22 protein-coding genes are annotated in these 22,057 nt (G+C 47.7%); 19 read left to right on the forward strand and 3 right to left on the reverse strand.

Annotated elements, in window-relative coordinates:
- Nucleotides 1-352: 352 nt before the first annotated feature.
- Nucleotides 353-874 carry a DUF2529 family protein gene (locus tag G475_RS0113955; RefSeq protein ID WP_026701817.1) on the reverse strand — a complete coding sequence of 174 codons (522 nt, stop codon included), beginning with the start codon at nt 872-874 and terminating at the stop codon, nt 353-355.
- Between the two features lie 184 nt (nt 875-1,058).
- Here G475_RS0113955 and G475_RS0113965 point away from each other — a divergent pair, with 184 nt between their 5' ends.
- The 11 genes from G475_RS0113965 to G475_RS0114020 all read left to right on the forward strand — a co-directional run bounded on the left by G475_RS0113965 (nt 1,059) and on the right by G475_RS0114020 (nt 11,047).
- A complete protein-coding gene (locus G475_RS0113965; protein WP_026701818.1) occupies nt 1,059-1,421 on the forward strand; it encodes a response regulator in 363 nt (120 codons plus the stop codon).
- A gap of 288 nt (nt 1,422-1,709) precedes the next feature.
- Nucleotides 1,710-2,573 carry a class II fructose-1,6-bisphosphate aldolase gene (gene fba, locus G475_RS0113970; RefSeq protein ID WP_026701819.1) on the forward strand — a complete coding sequence of 288 codons (864 nt, stop codon included), beginning with the start codon at nt 1,710-1,712 and terminating at the stop codon, nt 2,571-2,573.
- 162 nt (nt 2,574-2,735) lie between these two features.
- Nucleotides 2,736-3,374, forward strand: a complete 639-nt coding sequence (fsa, locus tag G475_RS0113975; protein ID WP_026701820.1) for a fructose-6-phosphate aldolase — start codon at nt 2,736-2,738, stop codon at nt 3,372-3,374.
- Between the two features lie 135 nt (nt 3,375-3,509).
- Entirely contained in the window at nt 3,510-4,796 is a 1,287-nt protein-coding gene (locus tag G475_RS0113980) for a UDP-N-acetylglucosamine 1-carboxyvinyltransferase (RefSeq protein ID WP_026701821.1), read from the forward strand.
- 18 nt (nt 4,797-4,814) lie between these two features.
- The gene (gene glpX / locus G475_RS0113985; protein WP_026701822.1) at nt 4,815-5,780 is read left to right on the forward strand and encodes a class II fructose-bisphosphatase; all 966 of its coding nucleotides are present in this window, start codon (nt 4,815-4,817) and stop codon (nt 5,778-5,780) included.
- A 344-nt stretch (nt 5,781-6,124) separates the two neighbouring features.
- Nucleotides 6,125-7,405 (forward strand): transcription termination factor Rho, encoded by a 1,281-nt coding sequence (gene rho, locus G475_RS0113995; protein WP_026701823.1) that lies wholly within the window; start codon nt 6,125-6,127, stop codon nt 7,403-7,405.
- A gap of 165 nt (nt 7,406-7,570) precedes the next feature.
- Complete coding sequence (locus G475_RS0114000) at nt 7,571-7,816, forward strand: type B 50S ribosomal protein L31 (RefSeq protein WP_026701824.1); 246 nt, start codon at nt 7,571-7,573, stop codon at nt 7,814-7,816.
- A 275-nt stretch (nt 7,817-8,091) separates the two neighbouring features.
- Nucleotides 8,092-8,712, forward strand: coding sequence for a thymidine kinase (locus tag G475_RS0114005; RefSeq protein ID WP_026701825.1), 621 nt, complete (start codon nt 8,092-8,094; stop codon nt 8,710-8,712).
- A gap of 436 nt (nt 8,713-9,148) precedes the next feature.
- Nucleotides 9,149-9,703 (forward strand): RNA polymerase sigma factor, encoded by a 555-nt coding sequence (locus G475_RS0114010; protein WP_233275787.1) that lies wholly within the window; start codon nt 9,149-9,151, stop codon nt 9,701-9,703.
- Nucleotides 9,700-10,539: a hypothetical protein gene (locus G475_RS0114015; RefSeq protein ID WP_026701827.1), complete on the forward strand. Its 840-nt coding sequence runs from the start codon at nt 9,700-9,702 to the stop codon at nt 10,537-10,539. Before G475_RS0114010 ends, G475_RS0114015 begins: the two co-directional genes overlap by 4 nt.
- A gap of 82 nt (nt 10,540-10,621) precedes the next feature.
- Entirely contained in the window at nt 10,622-11,047 is a 426-nt protein-coding gene (locus G475_RS0114020) for a hypothetical protein (RefSeq protein WP_026701828.1), read from the forward strand.
- A 480-nt stretch (nt 11,048-11,527) separates the two neighbouring features.
- On the opposite strand, the gene G475_RS0114025 is transcribed toward G475_RS0114020, so the two are convergent.
- Together G475_RS0114025 and G475_RS25155 are read right to left on the reverse strand one after the other, a co-directional pair.
- Nucleotides 11,528-12,856, reverse strand: coding sequence for an FAD-dependent oxidoreductase (locus G475_RS0114025; protein WP_026701829.1), 1,329 nt, complete (start codon nt 12,854-12,856; stop codon nt 11,528-11,530).
- A 73-nt stretch (nt 12,857-12,929) separates the two neighbouring features.
- On the reverse strand, nt 12,930-13,424 hold the full coding sequence (locus tag G475_RS25155) for an NAD(P)H-dependent flavin oxidoreductase (RefSeq protein WP_084414128.1): 495 nt from the start codon (nt 13,422-13,424) through the stop codon (nt 12,930-12,932).
- A gap of 107 nt (nt 13,425-13,531) precedes the next feature.
- Between G475_RS25155 and G475_RS26435 the strand changes: the two genes are divergently transcribed.
- From G475_RS26435 to G475_RS0114070, 8 genes are all read left to right on the forward strand, one after another.
- The gene (locus tag G475_RS26435) at nt 13,532-15,559 is read left to right on the forward strand and encodes an S-layer homology domain-containing protein (protein WP_051302533.1); all 2,028 of its coding nucleotides are present in this window, start codon (nt 13,532-13,534) and stop codon (nt 15,557-15,559) included.
- 169 nt (nt 15,560-15,728) lie between these two features.
- Nucleotides 15,729-16,802, forward strand: a complete 1,074-nt coding sequence (prfA, locus tag G475_RS0114040) for a peptide chain release factor 1 (RefSeq protein WP_026701830.1) — start codon at nt 15,729-15,731, stop codon at nt 16,800-16,802.
- Nucleotides 16,803-17,666 (forward strand): peptide chain release factor N(5)-glutamine methyltransferase, encoded by an 864-nt coding sequence (gene prmC, locus G475_RS0114045; protein WP_026701831.1) that lies wholly within the window; start codon nt 16,803-16,805, stop codon nt 17,664-17,666.
- Between the two features lie 85 nt (nt 17,667-17,751).
- The gene (gene spoIIR, locus G475_RS0114050) at nt 17,752-18,417 is read left to right on the forward strand and encodes a stage II sporulation protein R (RefSeq protein ID WP_026701832.1); all 666 of its coding nucleotides are present in this window, start codon (nt 17,752-17,754) and stop codon (nt 18,415-18,417) included.
- Between the two features lie 134 nt (nt 18,418-18,551).
- Nucleotides 18,552-19,589, forward strand: coding sequence for an L-threonylcarbamoyladenylate synthase (locus G475_RS0114055; RefSeq protein WP_026701833.1), 1,038 nt, complete (start codon nt 18,552-18,554; stop codon nt 19,587-19,589).
- A 58-nt stretch (nt 19,590-19,647) separates the two neighbouring features.
- The gene (locus tag G475_RS0114060) at nt 19,648-20,190 is read left to right on the forward strand and encodes a manganese efflux pump MntP (RefSeq protein WP_026701834.1); all 543 of its coding nucleotides are present in this window, start codon (nt 19,648-19,650) and stop codon (nt 20,188-20,190) included.
- 69 nt (nt 20,191-20,259) lie between these two features.
- Nucleotides 20,260-20,712, forward strand: coding sequence for a low molecular weight protein arginine phosphatase (locus G475_RS0114065; RefSeq protein WP_026701835.1), 453 nt, complete (start codon nt 20,260-20,262; stop codon nt 20,710-20,712).
- 6 nt (nt 20,713-20,718) lie between these two features.
- Nucleotides 20,719-22,023 carry a methyl-accepting chemotaxis protein gene (locus G475_RS0114070; RefSeq protein WP_026701836.1) on the forward strand — a complete coding sequence of 435 codons (1,305 nt, stop codon included), beginning with the start codon at nt 20,719-20,721 and terminating at the stop codon, nt 22,021-22,023.
- The last annotated feature ends 34 nt before the right edge of the window (nt 22,024-22,057 follow it).

Here is a 22,057-nt window from a genome sequence, read left to right on the forward strand (position 1 = left end):
GGGTTCCTCCTTTTGATGAATTTTCGTGTTATTTCAAAGGGTACCCTACCTTTTTTTATGCTTTCAAGTCTTACACAAAATATTTTACGTCATCCCTTTTGAAGGGGGAAGCGGACATTTGTGCCGTTATTTCCCCTTTTCAGCGTAAAAGAAGCGCTCCACAGCCCGGATAGCGGAACAAATGTCCGAAAACGCTGTCACAGGCCAGTTATTCCGCCATTTAAAGGAATAAATGTCCGCAAGAGACTCCGCCCTGGAGCTGCCTTTCTCTATCTCCCATCAGCACGAAATCGTCCTCCGGTATCCTTATCGGGACGCCACGAAAAAGGTTCCGCTTGTAGTTCTGTCTATGTCACCCCAACTCATCAAGCATTTCTTTCATATTTAGGAAAAGGAGTTGTCCGGCAAAAAGGGTGCACAGAGCGGAAGGATCCCCGGTCCGCTCCCCATTTTCATCAGGAACAATGCCCCCCTTAACATGAGTCTGCAGCCAGACATCGGTAGGTTCAAGAGTGATGCTGAGGTCTTCTTCCGGAAAAGGAGCCACGATGACAACCGGCACTTCCTGATGCATGAGAGGTTCGAGAACGGCTGTTAATTGTCTTTTTTCCCCGGGACCGGCCAATAAGAGCACCCGGTCTGCCGCGGCAGGTGGTTCTTCCGAATAGGGCGTGAAATACCACGTGTTTTCCGGAGCGTCAGGATGAGAGGCCAATATGGAAGCAATTCCTTCTAAGGAAGAAGTGCTGTAAATCAACAGCCTTCCTGCCCCTCCAGGTCCTTGTGCCAAAAGCCTGGCGCCGTTTTCTACGGCCTCTTCCTCTGCTAAAATGTTTTGAAAAGCCCCCTGCAGTTGAGTAGCGAATATTTTCACACGGTTTCCCGCCTTTCTGGAATCTTTTAGGTATATGGTAAACGAGATTGTTCCTGCTGTAAAAAATGAAAAATACAGGGGCGGAGAAGGAAAAAAGATGCTAAATATGGAACCAGTATAGACATGAGAAAATGAGCGGCATACAGAAAAAGACGGTTTCTAGAGAAAAAGGGGGAAGGTTCAGATGAAAAAGATATTGATAGTAGATGACCAGTATGGAATAAGGGTGTTATTACAGGAGATCCTGCAAAAAGACGGGCATGAAATTTTACAGGCCTCTAATGGAGTGCAGGCTCTGGATTTATTGGAGGAAGAGGATCCGGATCTCTTGCTGCTTGATATGAAAATCCCGGGGATGGATGGTGTGGAAATCTTACAGCAGCGTTCCGAACGCCAACTTGCCCCGGATACAATGGTTATCCTAATGACGGCATACGGAGAGCTGAGCATGATGAAAGAAGCGGAAAACCTCGGGGCTGCTTCGTATATTTCCAAACCTTTTGATATTGATCAAGTCAGAGAAGAAATTCATAAGTATCTCACCTAAAAAAACTGGAAAATTTCTTCCTTTCAGCACGAACCCTGCAGAAAAAAGAATGAAAGCGATAACGTGGCGGCAGTGCCATAACTTTTACCCGGGGGGCGGATGAAAATCTGTTATTATATGCTATAATGAAGCAAGGAACTAATGGGAGATCGTTGTTTTGTGCCTTGTTACATATAACATTGCCGGAGAGGTTCCGCATGGAACAGAATATCGCGTCGTACTACGAGGTACGCTGCTGGGAGATCTACCTCCATTTAGTCCCAATGTCAACGGAAGGAGGGCTTTGTCATGCCGCTGGTATCGATGAAAGAGATGCTGGACGAGGCAAAAGCAAACCACTATGCGATAGGCCAGTATAATTTGAATAATATGGAGTTTATCCAAGCGATTCTGCAGGCGGCCGAAGAAGAAAAATCTCCGCTGATCTGCGGAGTATCAGAGGGAGCTGCCCGCTATATGGGTGGTTTTAAACCAGTAGTGGATATGGTAGAAACGTTTATGGAAGCCTACAATATAACGATACCTGCTGCCATTCATCTGGATCACGGCTCTAGTTTTGAGAAGTGTGTGGAAGCGATCCGTGCCGGTTTCACCTCTGTTATGATTGATGGTTCCCATTATCCGCTGGAAGAAAATATTGCGTTAACAAAGCGTGTGGTGGAAGTCGCTCATTCCGTCGGAGTGTCTGTCGAAGCAGAACTTGGACGAATCGGCGGTCAGGAAGACGACGTTGTGGTGGAAAATGCAGAAGAAACGTATGCGATTCCGTCCGAATGTAAGCAGCTGGTCGAACAGACTGGAGTAGACTGCTTTGCTCCTGCCCTTGGTTCGGTTCATGGCCCTTATAAAGGCGAACCCAATCTTGGATTCGACCGTATGAAAGAAATTGACAGCTTTGCAGGTGTTCCGCTTGTACTGCATGGAGGTACAGGTATTCCTGCCGGTGATGTGCAGAAAGCAATCGGCTTTGGCCATGCTAAAATCAATGTGAATACGGAAAGCCAAATTTCCTCGGCCGCAGCTGTTCGCAAGACACTGGAGCAAAAGCCGGAACTTTATGACCCGCGCAAATACATGGGTCCTGCCCGGGATGCAGTAAAAGAAACCGTTCAGGCGAAAATGCGTGAATTCGGTTCTTCCAATCGTGTGTAACAGCCGCTGTAAGAAGTGAAAAAGGAAGAGTTAATAGTGCCATTCGACAGGAGTGGACCTGTTAACTCTTTCCTTTATCCCGGTGCCGATTGTCCATGCCCGCACTTCTGTGAGCGGGAAATAACGGGAAGCTAACTTTACGAAAAAAAGGGAGGGCCACCTATGAAGTTTTTCATTGATTCAGCAAACATGGAACAGATCAAGGAAGCCCATGATCTGGGAATTTTATCTGGAGTCACCACCAATCCCAGTCTGGTAGCGAAAGAAGGCGCTGATTTTCAGGAAAGGCTGAAAGAGATCACAAGTCTGGTGAAAGGTTCCGTGAGCGCAGAAGTTATTTCCACCCAGGCAGACGGCATGCTTGCAGAAGGGCGGGAACTGGCTCAGGTTGCCCCCAATATAACTGTAAAAGTCCCTATGACTGAAGAAGGTTTGAAAGCGGTTAAGGTGTTCTCCGAAGAGAATATTAAAACAAACGTAACCCTTGTATTTTCTGCAGTTCAGGCCCTGCTGGCTGCAAGAGCGGGAGCTTCGTATGTATCTCCTTTTTTGGGCCGGCTGGACGACATAGGGCATAACGGTCTCGAGCTGATCAGCGAAATTTCCGGCATTTTCAACGAACACGATATTGCAGCGGAAATTATTGCCGCCTCAATCCGCCATCCCCTGCATGTATCGGAATCAGCGAAAAGAGGAGCTCATATTGCCACTCTTCCTTTAAATGTGATTCAGCAGCTCGTCAAACATCCATTGACAGATCAGGGAATTGAGAAATTTTTAAGCGATTGGGAGAACCGCTGATTTTTCACCGAATAAAACGCGAGGGATAGACCCTCTGGAGGGTCTATCTGCTTCTGATATTGTCTATACTAAAGAATATCCCTCTTACGATCGGATAATGACATCACAAGACAAAGGATGAGGAAGTGAACGCTCATGGAAAAGTTGATGGTTGAAGGAGGACATCCTTTATATGGAAGCATACATATCAGCGGCGCTAAAAACAGCGCAGTAGCGTTGATCCCCGCAGCTATCCTGGCGGATTCAAACGTCTCGATAGAAAACCTTCCTAAGATCTCTGATGTAGAAACACTGGCTTCCTTATTGGAGGACATTGGGGGTTCTGTAACATATGACGGGACCCTTATGAGTATTGACCCCCGCAGTATCATTCCAATGCCGCTTCCAAACGGTAGAGTAAAAACGCTTCGTGCTTCCTACTATATGATGGGGGCGATGCTGGGTAAGTTTAAACGGGCCGCCATCGGCCTCCCCGGGGGATGTAACTTAGGACCCCGTCCGATTGACCAGCATATCAAGGGGTTTGAAGCATTAGGAGCGAAAGTGACAAATGAGCATGGGGCCATTTACCTGCGTGCGGAGAAGCTGACCGGAGCCCGTATTTACCTTGATGTTGTCAGTGTTGGAGCAACGATCAATATTATGCTGGCAGCGGTGAAAGCAGAAGGACGGACCACCATCGAAAATGCAGCAAAAGAACCCGAGATTATTGACGTAGCTACCCTGTTGACAAGCATGGGCGCGAAAATAAAAGGGGTCGGAACAAATGTTATACGGATAGACGGGGTTAAAGAATTAAATGGGTGTGCTCATTCTATCATCCCGGACAGAATTGAAGCCGGCACCTACATGATTGCAGCAGCTGCTATGGGAAAAGAAGTACTAATCAACAATATCATTCCCGACCACTTGGAATCTCTTATGGCAAAGCTTCGGGAAATGGGAGTTAACATTGAAACAAAAGATGAACAGATGAGAATCGGCACGTCTCCCGAGCTGGCTAGCGTTGATATAAAAACCCTGGTTTATCCGGGTTTTGCCACGGATCTGCAGCAGCCGGTTACCGCCTTGTTAACAAGAGCGCAGGGGACAAGTGTAGTAACGGATACGATCTACACGGCAAGGTTTAAGCATGTAGATGAACTGCGCCGGATGGGGGCAGAGATTAAGGTGGAAGGCCGATCTGCCTTAATTCATGGAAAGGCCTCCCTTCAAGGGGCTAAGGTAAAAGCAAGTGATCTTCGAGCTGGTGCTGCCCTGGTTGTAGCAGCATTGATGGCAGAAGGTGTGACGGAAATTACAGGGTTGGAGCATATTGACCGGGGTTATGAAGACCTGGAGGATAAATTATTGGCGCTGGGCGCCAGGGTATGGAGAGAAGAGCTTACGACAGAAGAAATAGACCAAGTAAAAAGTTCGTAATTTTGGGAGGGGAAACTGTTGGAAAGAAGTTTATCAATGGAACTGGTACGTGTTACAGAAGCAGCGGCTTTATCCTCAGCACGCTGGATGGGACGTGGAAAAAAAGAAGAAGCCGATGATGCTGCCACAAGTGCGATGAGAGATGTTTTTGACACCATCCCCATGAAAGGGACGGTCGTGATCGGAGAAGGAGAAAAAGATGAAGCACCGATGCTTTATATTGGTGAAAAATTAGGGACCGGCTTCGGCCCGAGAGTAGATGTAGCGGTGGATCCGGTGGAAGGTACCGATATCGTAGCCACCGGCATGGAAAACGCCCTTACTGTCATTGCCGTTGCTGATCAGGGATGTCTCCTGAACGCACCGGACATGTATATGGAAAAGATCGCGGTTGGGGCGGAAGCTGTCGGTAAAATTGATATAGATGCCCCGGTACTTGATAATCTGCAGGCGGTAGCCAAAGCGAAAGGCAAAGATGTGGAGGATGTCGTTGTTACGATGTTAAATCGTGAGCGTCATGCCAGCTTGGTTCAAGAGGTACGGGATGCAGGTGCCAGGATCAAGTTTATTCAGGCAGGCGATGTGGCCGCGGCTATTAATACAGCATTTGATGAAACCGGCATTGATATTCTGCTTGGTTCCGGCGGGGCACCGGAAGGCGTTCTCTCAGCCGTTGGATTGAAATGTCTGGGAGGCGAACAACAGGGCAAACTGCTCCCCAAAGACGAACCAGAACGGATCCGCTGTGAACAGATGGGAATTGCTGATGTTTCACGGGTGCTGTATATGGAAGATATGGTGGGAGGAGACGATGCAATCTTTGCAGCCACCGGGGTTACGGACGGCGGCCTGCTGCAGGGTGTCCACTACAAAGGGGCCAATGCGACGACTCAGTCCCTTGTAATGAGGGCTCAGTCGGGGACCGTGAGATTTGTAGACGGCACCCATAATGTAAAGAAAAAGCCGGAATTTGTGATCAAGTAACCAACGGAGTTCAGCGGAAAAACTGCTTTTCATCCCGGGAAAGCAGTTTTTTCTCTGTAAGAATAGACACGATTCTTTGTTATTTCCCAGAATTCATTGTTGCTATTCCAGGAAAAACGTGTTTACAATATGTGATAGACGGGAAATATAGAATGATAAAGTCAACCCCCCTCTCATGAATATTTTGGATCCGGGTCTTTTTATGGCGCGGGCCGCTGCCCCCACCCCAAAGAGCAAAAGGTTATCCATATAAAGATGAAAACTCCTATCTATTATCGATTCACAGGAAGGAAAGAAACATAGATGAATATTGATTTCACATTGCAGAAAAGTGGTGACGTTGATTGAGTGTTAACTTAGCGGAATTAGAAAATAAAACGCTGAAGGAATTATATGCTCTGGCCAAAGAGTATAAAGTTTCCTATTATAGCAAATTAACAAAACGAGAGTTGATCTTTGCTATTTTAAAAGGCCAGGCAGAAAAAGACGGATATATGTTTATGGAAGGAATTCTGGAAATTATTCAGACCGAAGGATATGGATTTCTCCGGCCTATCAATTACCTCCCCAGCTCGGAGGATATTTATATATCGGCCTCTCAGATCCGGCGGTTTGATTTAAGAAATGGAGATAAGGTATCTGGTAAAGTCCGTCCTCCCAAGGATTCTGAACGCTATCACGGACTGTTGATGGTGGAAGCAGTCAACGGGGATGACCCGGATTCTTCCAAAGAACGCCCTCATTTTCCTGCCCTTACACCACTTTATCCGGAACACAGAATGAATTTGGAAAATAAACCGGGACGAGCCGGCACTCGCATTATGGATATGGTCACTCCTGTCGGGTTTGGCCAGCGCGGCCTTATTGTCGCCCAGCCTAAGGCAGGGAAGACCTCTTTGCTGAAAGAAGTCGCAAACAGTATCACGGAGAATCATCCTGATACGGAATTAATTGTGCTTCTTATCGATGAACGCCCGGAAGAAGTAACTGATATTGAACGATCGGTAGATGGGGATATTGCCAGTTCCACCTTTGATGAAGTGCCGGAGAATCACATAAAAGTTTCGGAGCTTGTATTGGAGCGGGCTATGAGGCTTGTCGAGCACAAGAAAGATGTGGTTATTTTAATGGACAGTATTACACGCCTGGCACGGGCTTATAACCTAGTCATTCCGCCAAGCGGCCGAACCCTCTCCGGCGGGATAGACCCAGCTGCCCTGCATCGCCCAAAACGCTTTTTTGGGGCAGCGCGGAACATTGAGGAAGGCGGAAGCCTGACCATTTTAGCCACCGCATTGGTGGAAACCGGGTCCCGCATGGATGATGTTATCTATGAAGAGTTTAAAGGTACCGGCAATATGGAACTTCATCTGGACCGCCGCCTTGCGGAACGCCGCATTTTCCCGGCCATCGACATCCGCCGTTCCAGTACGAGAAAAGAAGAACTTCTGCTCTCCAAGGAACATCTCGAAAACCTATGGGCGATGCGTAAAACGATGAATGATTCCCCGGACTTTATCGATCACTTTATCCGCAAAGTCAAGCAGACGAAAACCAACGATGAATTTTTTGAAGAACTGGAAAAAGATAAGCAGAAAGGAAGAACAGCAAACCGGCGCGCCTGATGGAAAGTGAAAGAAGTGGTTGAAAAAAACCAGTGCGCTTGTTATAATCTCGTTATGTGTGACATCAAACTCTGACGAATGGATAGAGTGTATGCCGACAGAGAGCCGGATAGATACGATCATTCCGGCTGCTTTGCACCATCAGAGCAAAAGGAGTGAAAACAAATGAAACAAGATATCCATCCGGATTTCCAGAAAGTCGTATTCCTGGATACAAGTACAGGCTTCAAATTTTTGAGTGGTTCTACCAAATCCTCCGATGAAACGATTGAGTGGGAAGACGGTAATACGTATCCGCTGCTGAAAGTAGAGATCAGCTCCGACTCCCATCCGTTTTACACTGGAAAACAGAAGATGGCAGATGCGGGCGGACGCATCGACCGTTTCAAGAAGAAATACAACCTCGATTAATAGGTTCGAACAGGCAGGGGACCACCTCTCTTGCCTGTTTTTTTATGAAATGAAGCCAGCGTGAAAGCGGCCTGCGGCCTGATACGTCTTCTTCGGCCATGCATTAATTAAAAGAAGACAGCGTGATATTTTTCATGCCGGGCTTAAGGAGAGAAGGAGAAACAAGCAGCGGCGCGCAGCAGAAATACATAGAAAAAAGGACCTATTGATTACATAATGGAATTCGGAGAAAATAATAAAAAGACACATAACGGGATGTAGTAAGGGGAACGAATATGTATATGGTTAGAAAAGAGGGCTGGATGGAAGTCATCTGCGGCAGCATGTTTTCCGGCAAATCAGAGGAACTCATCCGCCGGATCCGCCGGGCGGCTTATGGAAATTTAAACGTGGTAGTATTTAAACCGGCGCTGGATGACCGATACAGTGAAGAAGAAGTTGTTTCACATAATGGAACGAAAATCTGGGCGAAGGCCGTGGCTCATTCGGGAGATATTGCTCCCATGCTGGAAGACGGGGTGCAGATGGTGGCAGTAGATGAAGCCCAGTTTTTTGACAAGGAGATTGTGGCGGTGGCTCAGCAGCTGGCAGATGACGGTATTCGTGTCGTACTCGCGGGGCTGGACCAGGATTTCCGGGGAGAACCATTTACCCAGGTGCAGGAACTGATGGCTGTAGCCGAAGAAGTAACAAAATTGCAGGCGGTCTGTCCGTGCTGCGGCTCGCCGGCTTCCCGGACGCAGCGTCTGATAGAAGGGCGTCCCGCTCATTTTGAGGATGAAATCATACTCGTCGGAGCGGACGAAGCCTATGAGCCCCGCTGCCGCCACTGTCACGAAGTCCCCGGCAAACCAGAACCCGGGCGCTCTGTTGTCAAAAAACAAAAATCGGGATAACCAAAACTTCCGCTGCGGCATACAGCGGAAGTTTTTTTGATAGGAGGGACAGGGAAGGGCGCTAATGGCTGTCCTTTAAAAGGAGGGAGGACGGGAAAATCTAAGCGCCCGGAAAAAATGATCAATAAATCAATTTGAAAGATATTTGGCGAACCGTCTGTCTGTGACAATCCCATTTTCGAAAATAGTTGGAAAAAGTAACGCTTAGAACGTGCGTTGGCATCCCTTTTAGTCACAGGATTCTCAATAGGGATGGTTAACCCCAAGTTAATCGTCACCACGACAGCTGTTAAGGGAAATTGTCATTCTTAGCAAGTGCAGTGCGGGAATTCACTGAAGAAAACGGCGTCCTGTTAAATATAATATCTGTGGGAAAATGGCAGAATGAAATATTTTTGTTACGTTTTGCTGAATCTCCACGTCTCACAAGGAGAACATGAAAAACGGAGGGACTGTGATGACGGATCATGAATTGGTGGAACAGGCACGCTCCGGAAATGACGAGGCGTTTCAGGATTTAATTGAAAAGCATTACCGCACGGTGCAGAAATTCGCATTTCAAATCGGAGTGCACCGCACGGATGTAGAAGATATCACACAGGATGTCTTTTTAAAAGTATACCGGTCGCTCTCCTCATTTACGGGGAAAACACTTACGACCTGGCTGTATTCCATAACCCTGAATGCGGCCCGCGATCACATGCGCAGAGAGAAACGACAGCGCCGCAACGTGGAGGTTATGAAGGGAAAACAACCAGCGAAACCTTATGCTGAGCTTGGTTCCAGGGAGGCCTCCTGGGAATTACACGATATGCTGCTTCGACTGGAAGAAAAATACCGGATTCCGCTCATTCTTCATTATTTTCATGACCAGTCATTTAAGGAAATTGGGGACGTGATCGGGAAATCGGAGTCTGCTGTGAAAACACGAGTCATGAGGGCACGCAGACAGCTGAAAAAAGAATGGGAGAAAGTAGGTGTTGAGGCATGAGACAGTCCTGGGAAGATCAGATGAAACAGTTAAAAGAAGAATATGACCACATGCCTGATGAAACAAATCCGGAACAAATCTGGGATCATGTGCAGTCTGCCAGGCGCACCAGAAAACGCCGTGCTCCCTGGATGGGTGCGATTGCCGGAGTGGTGGCAGCGGCGTCCATCGCTGGTTTATTAGTAATGTCTCAAACCACCCTCCCGCCCGATGATCGAGGCGCAGGAGAGGTAGCGTCCGATGACCGGGAACCGGAAGAAAAGACCGATGTCCCTGATCCAGAATCTGAGCAGGAAGAGGACGTGGCAGAGCAGCCTCCTGGAGAGCCCGAAAATGAGCCTGCTAATTCAAACAGGGAGCCGGAAAAAGAAATAACGTACCTGATTGAAGGAACCAATGATACAGGAACATTTCAACTTTTGGAGGAACCCGGTTTTTCATTCACCACCTACATTCCTGAATTTTTTGAAACAAACGTTACGGAAGAAGGGAAATTGGCTGTATATGCTGCGTTTTCAGCAGATCAGGAGCCGACGGAGGAACCGGTGTGGACGATAACCGAACACACGGATGGCAGCGCCCTTGAAACAAAGGCAGAGGAAATTCTAACCCGTTATGCCCAACAAGAATGGGAGCTTGCCAATCAGCAGTCAAACGACCTGGAGTACGGTGATTATGCAGCCACATTCGAAGGAGAAACAGGGGAGAGAAGTACCGTCATTCTGCTGCAGCACGATGACACGATTGTCGAATGGGAACAAAGCTATCCCGTGGAAATGGGGGATGGATTAAGTGCGCGCCAGCAGGTGGTCATGGATGAATGGGAATGGAAATAATCAGTGCTTCGGCGCCGGAATGAATCCAGTCAACATGGAAACCCTAAGAGTACAAAACCTTTAATAGAAAGGGAGGGTATCCATGAAGAGTTTATTCCTCATCATGACAGGAATCGCGATATGTGTTACCTCCGCCTGCAAGCAGGATTATTCTCCGGAAGCAGGGGGGACAGCTGCCGAGCAGTTGAGAGGGCCGGGACCTGCTCAGATACAGTCGGAGGAAAAGGGAGTTACTCCCTCCGATTATAATCAGGGACCGGGAGATGTATCCATGACAACCAAGAAACAGAATCAGGGCAATGACAAAGCCAGGGTAAGAGCCATTGCGGAAAACCTTGGTTTCTCTCCGATGTATGTTACGTTTGGAGGCCGTCATGCCTATGTGTACACCAATTCAGATCAATCCTGGAGCAAACAGGAAAAGAAGGAAAAGCAGCAGGAGCTGAAGCAGAAGTATAAACAGGAGCTGCCGCGCTATCAGGTGCATGTCAACGTGTTAAACGGATAACGAAGAGAGAGTGTCCTAAAGGCAAGGAAACTCTAAAAGCTTTTTTAAAAATGATCATAGGCGTCCAGGAGATCTGCCGTGAATTATGGAGGACACGAGCCAATAAAATGAATCTCTTAGTGTCCTCCAGCTTAGCTTTTGAACCCATCAATAGAGAGAAAAGAAGAAGGGCCGGCCTCCAAAGGCTTTTGGCAGCCACGAGACGAAAAAAGGGAAGACTACTGGTCTCCAACCTCCCATGGAACCTATTAGAACAAAATCATTCCGCTGTACTGTCCTCCAGGTTTCCCTGTAGGCTCCCCGTCAGATCGGTCGGATGGTTTGACCTGTACTGACAGATCTCAGCCCATTACAAACAAAAAGTGTGTCCAGACTGCACTTGAATTTCATTATCAAAGCAAGTAGATATATGCTCCCCTTGTAGTGTTTAAGACAAGGAGGAGCGTTTTTCTTAAGGAGGCTGCCGCATTGATGAAGCGGTTATTTGGCACGTCGTACCGTCTGCTGCAGTGGATCCCATACGCCGTTATAAGGAGGGGCGTAGGACAAATCGAGATCTTCAAATTCATTTAAGGTCATGCGGTGGAATAAAGCGGTGGCAAGCACATCGATTCGTTTGGCCGCGCCTGATTCTCCAATCACCTGGCCGCCGATAACTTCATCCGTATCGGTCCGGTAAAGGATTTTCATGTGAAGCGGCTTTTTGCTTTCGAAATAACCAGCGATATCGGTGCCTTTGTGGACTACAGTATCATATGGAAACTTCATCGCTTCGGCTTCTGCTTCATTCAGCCCGGTTTTGGCAAGAGTGAGCCGGAAAAAGCGTAAAATCGAGGTGCCGACGATCCCTTGAAACGTTTTGGGACGCCCCGCCATATTCTGACCGGCCACCCGCCCCTGTTTATTGGCATGCGTGCCGAGCGGAACGTAATCATCTTTCTCTTTCATTCGGTGATACTGGACCGCACAGTCCCCGGCAGCATAGACATGTTCAATATTGGTTTCCATGTAAGCATTGACTTTAATCGCTCCATTGTTCAGCCGATTGATCCCGGTATGCTGTAAAAAGCCAGTGTTGGGTCTGATTCCTGTGGCCACAATAACCAGTTCTGTCCTGTAGCGGTTGGTTTCAGTTTGTACAGCCTCAACTCTTTCTTCTCCTTCTATTACTGTTACTGATTCTTCCAGGCACAACTCGACTCCGTGCTCTTCTGCTTCCTCATGAACCAGCGGGGACATGTCTTCGTCGAACATTTTGGCCGCCCGGTCATTGCGTTCAATCAGCCGAACCTTCCGTCCTGTTTCCTTGATGTTTTCTGCCACCTCGAGTCCGATGTAACCTCCGCCGATAATCGTAACATCCCGCACTCCCGCAAGATCATCCACAATCCCTTCAATGTCCGGGATCGTTTTTAAAGCGTGAACTCCTTTTAACTCACGTCCCGGCCAGGCTGGAATCACAGGAGACCCGCCGGTTGCCACCAGCAGTTTATCATACGGTATCTCAAACGACTGCCCGGATTCCAGGTTTCGCCCGGTAACCAGCTTTTTTTCGATATCTACGGCTTCCACATGATAAAAGACTCTCGCATCAATGCCGTATTTCTCCCGAAACGTGCTTACTTCCCGTGCGATAAGCTTATCCGTGCTTTCCACTTCCCCGCCGATGATATAGGGCAGCCCGCATTGGGCGTACGAATAGATATTTCCTGATTCGAGGGTAGTGATGTCCGCTTTTTCTGTGTTCCTTACAATCTGCATCGCCGCACTCATCCCGGCAGCATCCCCGCCGATTATGACGTATTTCATAAGAAAACCCCTTTTACTATATGTACTGGTCTCAGTATTCCCTGCCTAAAAAAATAGAAACATATCATGATTTTTATGTTGAAAAAAGGGTTATCTTTTTTGTTAATGTATGCTGCAGTGGGTAAGGAAGGAAAGAGTCATGATAGTGTTTCATATTTCTAATAAAGGCAATGTTGATCCCTCTGGCCGGTTTGCCGCTAAATGCTGACGTGACTACCGGTGCCTTTTCTGAACTGTTCAAAATCGCTTCTTTATGCTTGAAATGGGCGCCGCTTTCCTCGCTTGTAACAAAGGCAGTTCCCATTTGTGCCGCATCAGCTCCCAATGCAAAGGCAGCCAGCACCCCTCTGCCATCCATGATTCCGCCAGAGGCGATGACCGGAATGCGGATGTGATCGACCACCTGGGGAACAAGCGCCATGGTTCCAATCATCGTTTCTTCCAAGGAGCCTGAAAAAGTACCGCGGTGACCGCCTGCTTCACTTTCTTGAACTACCACCATATCCATCCCTCTCTCCTGATTAAGCAGCGCTTCGTCGACCGTTGTTGCTGTGCCGATTACTGTGATACCGTTAAATAAAAATAAAGGGCTCGGATGTAAAAACGTTCAATGATAGATATAGGAAGGAACGAAGAGATGTTAGAATTGGTTAAGAAAGAAGGGAGAGATGGGGAATGAAAAAAAGGAAAGCGCTGCTGTTTAGTTTGACAGCTGTAGGAATATGGTTTGCTGTTCCTGAAAAGGAGATGGAGGCAGCATTTTCAGATGTAAACAAAGATTTTTGGGCCGAGGAAAGCATCGAATATTTAAATGAAGAGGGTATTATTGGAGGGTATCCGGACGGAACATTCAGGCCGGGAGAATCCATCACCAGGATTCAGGCAGCATCAATGATGGTGAAAGCTTTGAATTTGGAAACTACTGGCCGTTCTGCCCCGGATTACGAAGATATTTCAGTTGGATATGCCCGTAGCGGCATTGTAGCTGCCGTGAATGAGGAAGGAATAATGAGCGGAAACGGAAATCAATTTCGTCCCGGAGAGAAGATAACCAGAGCACAAATGGCGGCCGTTCTTCGTCGTGGTTTTGAGCTGGGGGAGTATTCCGAAATTTTGTTTACTGATATAGACCGCTCCTATTGGAGTTTCACTGATATTACCACCATCGCCTATCATGGTATTACAACAGGTTATGAGGATGGAACATTTCGCCCCGGAAATGAAACCACGCGAGCGCAATTTGCTGTATTTCTGGATAATGTAATGAATCTTGGAGAAAACAGCGCCGGAAATTATGATGGCATCTATCCGCTTCAAGGAGGGGAAGTGAGCAGAAATGGCTGGACATACACCATTCGGAATCATGAATTAGTCCGGTATACAGAGGAAGAAGAAGAAAAAGAAGTGATTCTGTCAGACGAAGAGGTGACCGGGGATTATTTTCACGATGGCGGTGACTGGGATGCAAATGACGCAGATGGCTTAACAGAGGGGACTCCTTTAACGATAAAGGGAGATTGGATCTACTATACCATTCATTACCGGACCGGCACGCATTCCGGTAATAAAAATTTCCACCTGTACCGTGTTCGGACCGATGGTACGGAAAAAGAACAAATACTGAATGAACCGGTAGATCACTATTACATTGCTGATCGTCATATTTACTATATTGGCTATGAAGATCACAGGGAAATGCAGGACTCGTACTGGAAGCGGGCCCGCCTGGATGGATCAGCACGTACAAAGTTGACTTCCCTGCAGCCGGAAGAACGCCAGTACTATTTTGATAAACATGCCAATAATAAATATGCCCTGGAAGCAGATGGCGATAGTGTGTATTACAGCACGGAAAGTGCTATTTTTCAAATGAATCTAAACGGACAGAAACAGCAGCGTCTGATAAATGTGCCAGGCCGGGATATGCTTCTTCATAAGCGCAGCTTGTATGCAGGGTCGTATCGTGGGTTTTATAAAATCAGCCCTGATGGCAGCGGACATGAACAGCTTTCCGATGAACCTGTCCTGGATATAGCAGAAATAGGCGATTGCCTGATCGTGTTAACAGAAAATAAAGTGTATTCTTACGAGGAAGAAACGTCCGAACTGAAAATCGTGGACGAACTTCCCGTGCCGGCGACAGACTTTTCAAGAAGAGATGTGGCACTGGAGAGAACCACGGGAAACAATGCCCTTCTGTATTTTGTGAATAGTAATGGAAAAGATCCTTTTTACCTTATTCAAGAAGGAGAAGTGACTAGTTCTATTACGATGGAAGAAGGTTTTTTCCAGAATGTACTGGCTAAAGAACGAGGAAATTATTATTTCACATTTGGCGCAGAGAGCGAAGGAATGATTTACAAAGCAGAAGGCTCTACAAAGCAATGGAAATCACTTGGAACGATCAGAGATGATCTGCTCCATCTTTATCAGGATGATACCTTTATTGCGGTTGGAAAAACAAAGGCTGATGAACCGAATTTAACAATTATCGCCGATGCCGTAAACCAGGAGCCAAAAACCTTCGAGGTATCTCTCCCGCTTGTTTCAGCCAGAAGGATAGAAGGATTGGAGAAAGACGGTCAAATAATAACCTTCCAACTGTTGGGAGCAGAAGAAACAGAGCAGCAAATGCGCGACCGATATGAGATAACTTTTGATCTTGCTTCAGGAGAGCTTATGAAAATGGAAAAAAGAGAATAGGCATAGGCGGTTCATTTGTATAATGGGGGATAGAATATGGGTTACATGTTCGTACCAATCCACCGTAAAAAAATGAGCACTCTCCTCAGGAACGGAAGGGCATTTTGACGGGGAAGCGGCATTATACTATAATTAGAATGTTATGCAACCGATAAAGAGGTGAAAGCTTGTGTTAGAACGTTTACAAGCCGTGGAAGACCGTTATGAACAGTTAAATGAATGGCTGAGCGATCCGGATGTCGTGAACGATACGACGAAATTAAGAGAATACTCGAAAGAGCAGGCGGAAATTTCGGAAATCGTCCAGAAATACCGTGAATATAGAGACACAACCACGCAGCTGAAAGACGCGAAAACGATGCTGCAGGATAACCTTGATGAAGAGATGGAAGACATGGTGAAGATGGAAATTGAGGAGCTTTCAGAGAAAAAGGAAGAACTGGAAGAAACGCTCCGTATTCTCCTGCTTCCCAAAGACCCGAACGATGATAAAAACGTTATTGTTGAAGTCCGCGGGGCAGCCGGCGGCGATGAAGCTTCTTTGTTTGCGGCCGATCTGTATAAAATGTACAGCCGTTTTGCCGAGAAAAACAACTGGAAAGCAGAAGTCATTGAATCGACGCCGACCGAACTCGGCGGCTTCAGTAAAATCATTTTTATGATAAACGGAGAAGGCGCTTATTCTAAAATGAAGTATGAGAACGGCGCCCACCGGGTACAGCGGGTGCCGAGCACGGAATCGGGCGGCCGCATTCACACTTCTACAGCAACGGTGGCTGTCCTGCCGGAAGCCGAAGAAGTCGAGGTCGATATCCAAGAAAAAGACATTCGTGTCGATACCTTTGCTTCCAGCGGTCCGGGCGGACAGAGCGTCAACACGACGATGTCAGCGGTACGGCTTACTCATGAACCGACAGGGATCGTTGTTTCCTGTCAGGATGAAAAATCGCAGATCAAAAACAAAGATAAAGCGATGAAAGTGTTGCGTGCCCGTATTTATGACATGTACCAGAAAGAAGCGGAGGCGGAATACGCAGAAAACCGTAAATCTGCGGTTGGTACCGGGGACCGTTCTGAGCGGATCCGGACGTACAATTTTCCACAGAGCCGTGTGACGGATCACCGCATCGGCCTGACGGTCCAGAAGCTTGATCAAGTGCTGCAGGGTGAACTGGAGCAAATCATTGAAGCGCTCATCGTCGAGGAGCAGGCAGAAATGATGGAAGAGGCAGGCGAAGCATAAATGAAGCCGGCATATGTCTACGAAGCCCTCAACTGGGCTTCTTCTTTTTTAGAAAAAAAGGGGCGGGAGCCAAGAGCGGCAGAACTGTTGATGAAACATCATCTGGATAAAGACTGGACCGACTTCCACCTATCCCGGCGTGATAAACTGTCAGCTTCTGCATGGGAGGCGTTTGCCGAAGATGTGAGGCAGCACGGCAAAGGCGTCCCCATCCAGCAATTGATGGGGTATGAAGAATTTTACGGCCGCCGCTTTCATGTGAACAGCAGCGTCTTGATACCAAGACCGGAAACAGAAGAATTGGTGCAGGGGGTCCTCGAGTGGATTCGAAAACAAAACCTTTCCACCCTGCAGATAGCAGATATCGGAACAGGCAGCGGGGCGATCGCCACTACCCTGGCCCTAGAGGCTCCCAATACGACGGTGGAAGCGGTAGAACTGGAGGAGAAAGCCCTCGCTGCAGCGGAGGAAAATGCATCCGATTTGGGAGCAAAGGTAACTTTTTTTCAAGGGAATTTGATGGATCCCCTCCTCCAAACCGATAAAAAATACGACGTTATCGTTTCCAATCCCCCTTATATTCCAGAAAGGGAATGGCATCACCTTGACCCGCTCGTACGGGACTATGAACCGAAACAGGCTTTGGTGGGAGAGGAAGAGGGGCTGGCCTGCTACAGGAAAATAGCTGCTCATCTGCCGGCCCTTTTGCAGCCCCGCGGACTGGCAGCTTTTGAAATCGGGGAACGGCAGGCGGAAGCGGTCGCGGCGATCCTGCAGACAGCACTTCCCGCAGCCGACATCGAGGTTCGACGGGATCTTAACGGAAAACAGAGAATGGTATTTTGCGAAAGAAATGACGTATAACGCGTGGGGAATTTGTCGAGCGATTCTGCGTTTATAACCACCGGGCCCTGTCCACAATGACTCATGAAAGGACGGTGTTCTCCTCATGCGTTATAAAGCACTTATTTATTTATTTTTTCTTGTTCTAATCTCCTGGCTGCAAATGGAGCAGCAACAAAATGCAGCCGCATCGAATACAGGGGTCCAGGCTATTCCCGAAGAAGCCATCCGCCTCCGGATTCTTGCTCATGACAATTCACCGGAAGAACAGCTGATCAAAACAGAAGTCCGTGATGCTGTTAACGTAAAAATACGTTCGCTGGTGGAAGAAGTGAAGGAAAAAGAAGAGGCAAGATCTACAATCCGCAGCGCCCTTCCGGAGCTCGAGGGTATTATCCGTGAAGTACTTGAGGATCACGACCGGGCCTCCCGTTCGTTTTCTATCGATCTGAAAACAGATGTGGAATTCCCTACTAGAATTTACGGACCGCTCGTCTATCCAGCCGGCTCCTATGAAGCACTTGTTATATCTATCGGCAAAGCCGAAGGAGCTAATTGGTGGTGTGTGTTGTTCCCCCCGCTTTGTTTTCTATCCGCTGAGGATGGAGAGGGTGTGGAAAATTCGGCTCCGTCTGTGGAAAAACCAGAGGAAAAACAGGAGGATGTGGAAAACCCTGAGAGTTCTGTGGAAGAAAACGGAGAATATTCATTTTTCATTGTGGAAAAGTGGAACAGCTGGTTTGGGGATAAGGAAGAGCAGAGAATTAAATGATTGTTATAACAGGCGTTATGAGAATTATCCACAACTTTGGAGGAGGTTGTGGGTATTTTTTCGTGTTTGCCTGATTAAAGGATTTATTCTTATAATAATAGGGGTCATTGGAACGAGCAGAAAGGGGTCTTACGGTGAGTTATAAACAAACAAACTTATGGAATGTGGATAATTGGAAGGAAGAACAGCCGCTTCCCCCTGAAGTAAAGGAAGCAGGGCTGTGTATAAAAAACGGAGAAACAGTAGCTTTTCCGACGGAGACGGTGTACGGTCTCGGGGCAAACGCTTTAAGTGACGCGGCTGTGGATAAAATATATCAAGCCAAGGGCAGGCCGGGAGACAACCCACTTATTGTTCATATTGGAAAGAAAGAACAGTGGAATGATTTGTGCTCCAGTATCCCGGCCATGGCCGAAACACTGGCGGAAGCTTTTTGGCCGGGACCGCTCACCCTGGTTGTTCCGCGAAGCAGTACTGTATCGGATAAGGTCACGGCCGGTCTTTCTACAGTTGGGATACGGATGCCGGATCATATAGTCGCACGCGCTTTAATTAACACGGCTGGTGTCCCGGTGGCCGCGCCAAGTGCCAACCGTTCAGGACGTCCCAGCCCAACAAAAGCCGAACACGTTCATTATGACCTGAATGGAAGAATTGCCGGGATTTTGCAGGGCGGAGAAGCGGGGTATGGACTTGAATCCACCGTGGTGGATTGTACAGGCGGACAGGCGGTTATTCTGAGGCCGGGCGGGGTAACCCTGGAGCAGATTACCGAGGTTCTGGGGGACGATCTTGTTTTTCAGAAAGAGCATTCTGAGAAAAGAGAAGCCCCGAAAGCCCCGGGAATGAAATACCGGCATTATGCCCCGTCTTCGCCGCTGGTATTAATGGAAGGCGATATGCACGGGCGGCTGATAGAGGAAAAAAAACAGGGAAGCAAAGTAGGAGTAATGGCTGTCGAGGAAAACAAACCGGCCTATCAGAACGAGGCCGATGTCTTTATTTCCCTGGGTTCCCGGCATGATCTTCGTGAAATCGCTTCGCGCTTATACGATAGCCTCCGCACCGCAGATCAAAGTCAGGTGGACATGATATTTTGTGAAACCTTTCCAGAAACAGAAATCGGAGCAGCCATCATGAATCGTTTACGGAAAGCGGCTTCCAGTTCCTGAATGTTCCGGCCCGGACATGCATAAAGTGTATAAGCATGTCTGGAAAGGAGCGCATCAAATGGAAGGCTGGATCGTGTTAAGTGGAATCGCTGCTGCGCTGAGCATGGATGCTTTTTCTATGTCTCTGGCCGTGGCAATGAACCAGACAAAACATATCAATAGGATGAAAACAGCGCTTACCGTTGGTTTTTTTCATATGGTCATGCCGTGTTTTGGGCTGTTTGGCGGGCGCTGGATAGCAGCATCCTTTGAAAAAGCTGCATTAATGACAGGGGGCTTTCTTCTTCTTATCGTAGGATTACAGATGGTGTGGTCTGCTTCCAGGAAGGGAGAGGAAAGTGAAGTTCCTATTGTCCCAAGAGGGATCGGTATTTTATTTTTTTCGCTGCTGGTCAGTCTGGACAGTTTTTCGATCGGGATCACCCTCGGCATTCTTCAGACCTCCTGGATGAAAGTGCTCGTCCTGTTCGGATTGTTTAGTGCATTTTTTACATGGACAGGGCTTGTGCTCGGGGGAAGACTGCAAAGCATGTTTGGCAGCTTAGGAGAGATTGCCGGAGGGATGATACTGCTTGGACTTGGTTTAAAACTTATCCTTTAAACGGCATACCCTGCCAGATGTGATAAAATAATGAATAAATAAGACTATCGTTAAAGGAAGGATTCGAGCATGATTCATGTGCTGTTTGTCTGTACCGGTAATACGTGCCGCAGCCCGATGGCAGAAGCTCTGCTTCAGGCAAAAGGAAAAGAAAATATAGAAGTGTTATCTGCAGGAGTCGCGGCCCAGCCAGGCATGCTTGCCTCCAAGGAAACCATAGAGATTTTAAAAGAAAGGGATATCTCCTTTCGCCATGCCGCCAGACCGTTGACGAAGGAACGGGTGGAGTGGGCGGATATTATACTGACGATGACAAAAAATCATCACGAAATGGCCGTTCAACATTTCCCGGAAGCAGCCGATAAAATATTTACCATGAGAGAGTTTGCCGCGGATACAGAGAACGAAAAAGGAGACATCAAGGATCCGATTGGCGGAACGATGGAAACGTATCGGAGTACCGCCAAAGAAGTGGAGCAGCTCATAGAAGCGGTACTTGAAAAACTGGAAAAGGAATGGTGACGGCTTGTGAAGGGAAAGCGAAAAAAATACTCATTCAGTATTCGGAAAAAACTGGTCCTTGGTATCAGCGTTTTATCCATTGTGACGTACGGGACCAGTGCTTTTTTCATTTTTGTATTAGGGGACATGCTCCCGGAAGCTTTAGGAATTTCTAATGATTTATTTATTGTTACTACCCTTGTGCTGGGATGGCTGTGGAGCGGTATATTAGCGTTTGCCTCCGCCCCGCTGATCACACGGCCGTTAAAACGCCTTGAAACTTCGGCCAGAAAGGCGGCGGCGGGTCATTTGGAAGACGATGTGCAGGTCATCAAATCAGATGACGAATTCCGGGCTCTCGGCCTGGCCTACAATGACATGCTGGAAAACCTGCGAACCATGGTTAACGATATTGAAAATAATTTTACTGAAACGAATAAACAAGTATTGGAGATAACGAAAGCTTCGGAGGAGGCCTCCGCTCAGGCGGAAACCATTACCGGCACCGTCCATGATATTGCTTCGGGGGCGGAAAATTCCGCGAATGCAATACAGAATACAGCCGAATCCATGGAAGAAGTGACGGACCTCGCCGGTCAGGTGCAGGCCAAAGCCCGGAATTCCCAGGAATCTGCAGCACAGATGGTGACGACCCTTGATGAGAACAAACAGGTGATTCATTCTCTCGTAGAAGGGATCAAGCAGCTGGAAGAGGACAATAAGGAATCACGCTCTGCTGTGAAATCCCTCGATCAGCAGGCCCAGAAAATCGGAGAAATTATTGGACTGGTCGGCGATATCTCGGATCAGACCAACCTGCTTGCTTTAAACGCATCTATTGAAGCGGCCCGGGCCGGTGAATATGGAAAAGGGTTTGCTGTGGTGGCAGACGAAGTTAGAAAACTGGCTGATGAAAGTGCGAAAGCAGTACAGGACGTCCGCGGCTTAATTCAAAGCATCCAGTCAGAAGTCGGAAATGTAGTAGGAAAAATAGAAAACCAGATGGAAGTAGCCAGCCGCGAGTCGCAGAAGGGCAGCGAAACAAACAGTGCCTTTGAACAAATGGAAAGTTCCGTGCAGACGGTGGCTTCGTCGGTAGAACAAATAACCGGGCTGATTGACCGCCAGATGGAGGCTATTGAACAAACGTCCAGGGAATCTCAGGAAGTAGCTGCGATTGCCGAACAAACCTCGGCGGGAGCCATGGAAGTGACGTCTGCAGCAGATACCCAGTCTGAGATCATAAAAAACAGTGCCGGCACCGCCGAATACCTTTCCCGGGAGTCCGAAAAATTGAAAAAAACGATTGATAAATTTACAACATCAGCCTAACGTGAGAACATAAGAGAAAAGACAGGAGGTTGGT

The sequence above is a fragment of the Salibacterium aidingense DSM 18341 genome (genome assembly GCF_000429685.1).
GTDB classification, from domain to species: domain Bacteria; phylum Bacillota; class Bacilli; order Bacillales; family Marinococcaceae; genus Salibacterium; species Salibacterium aidingense.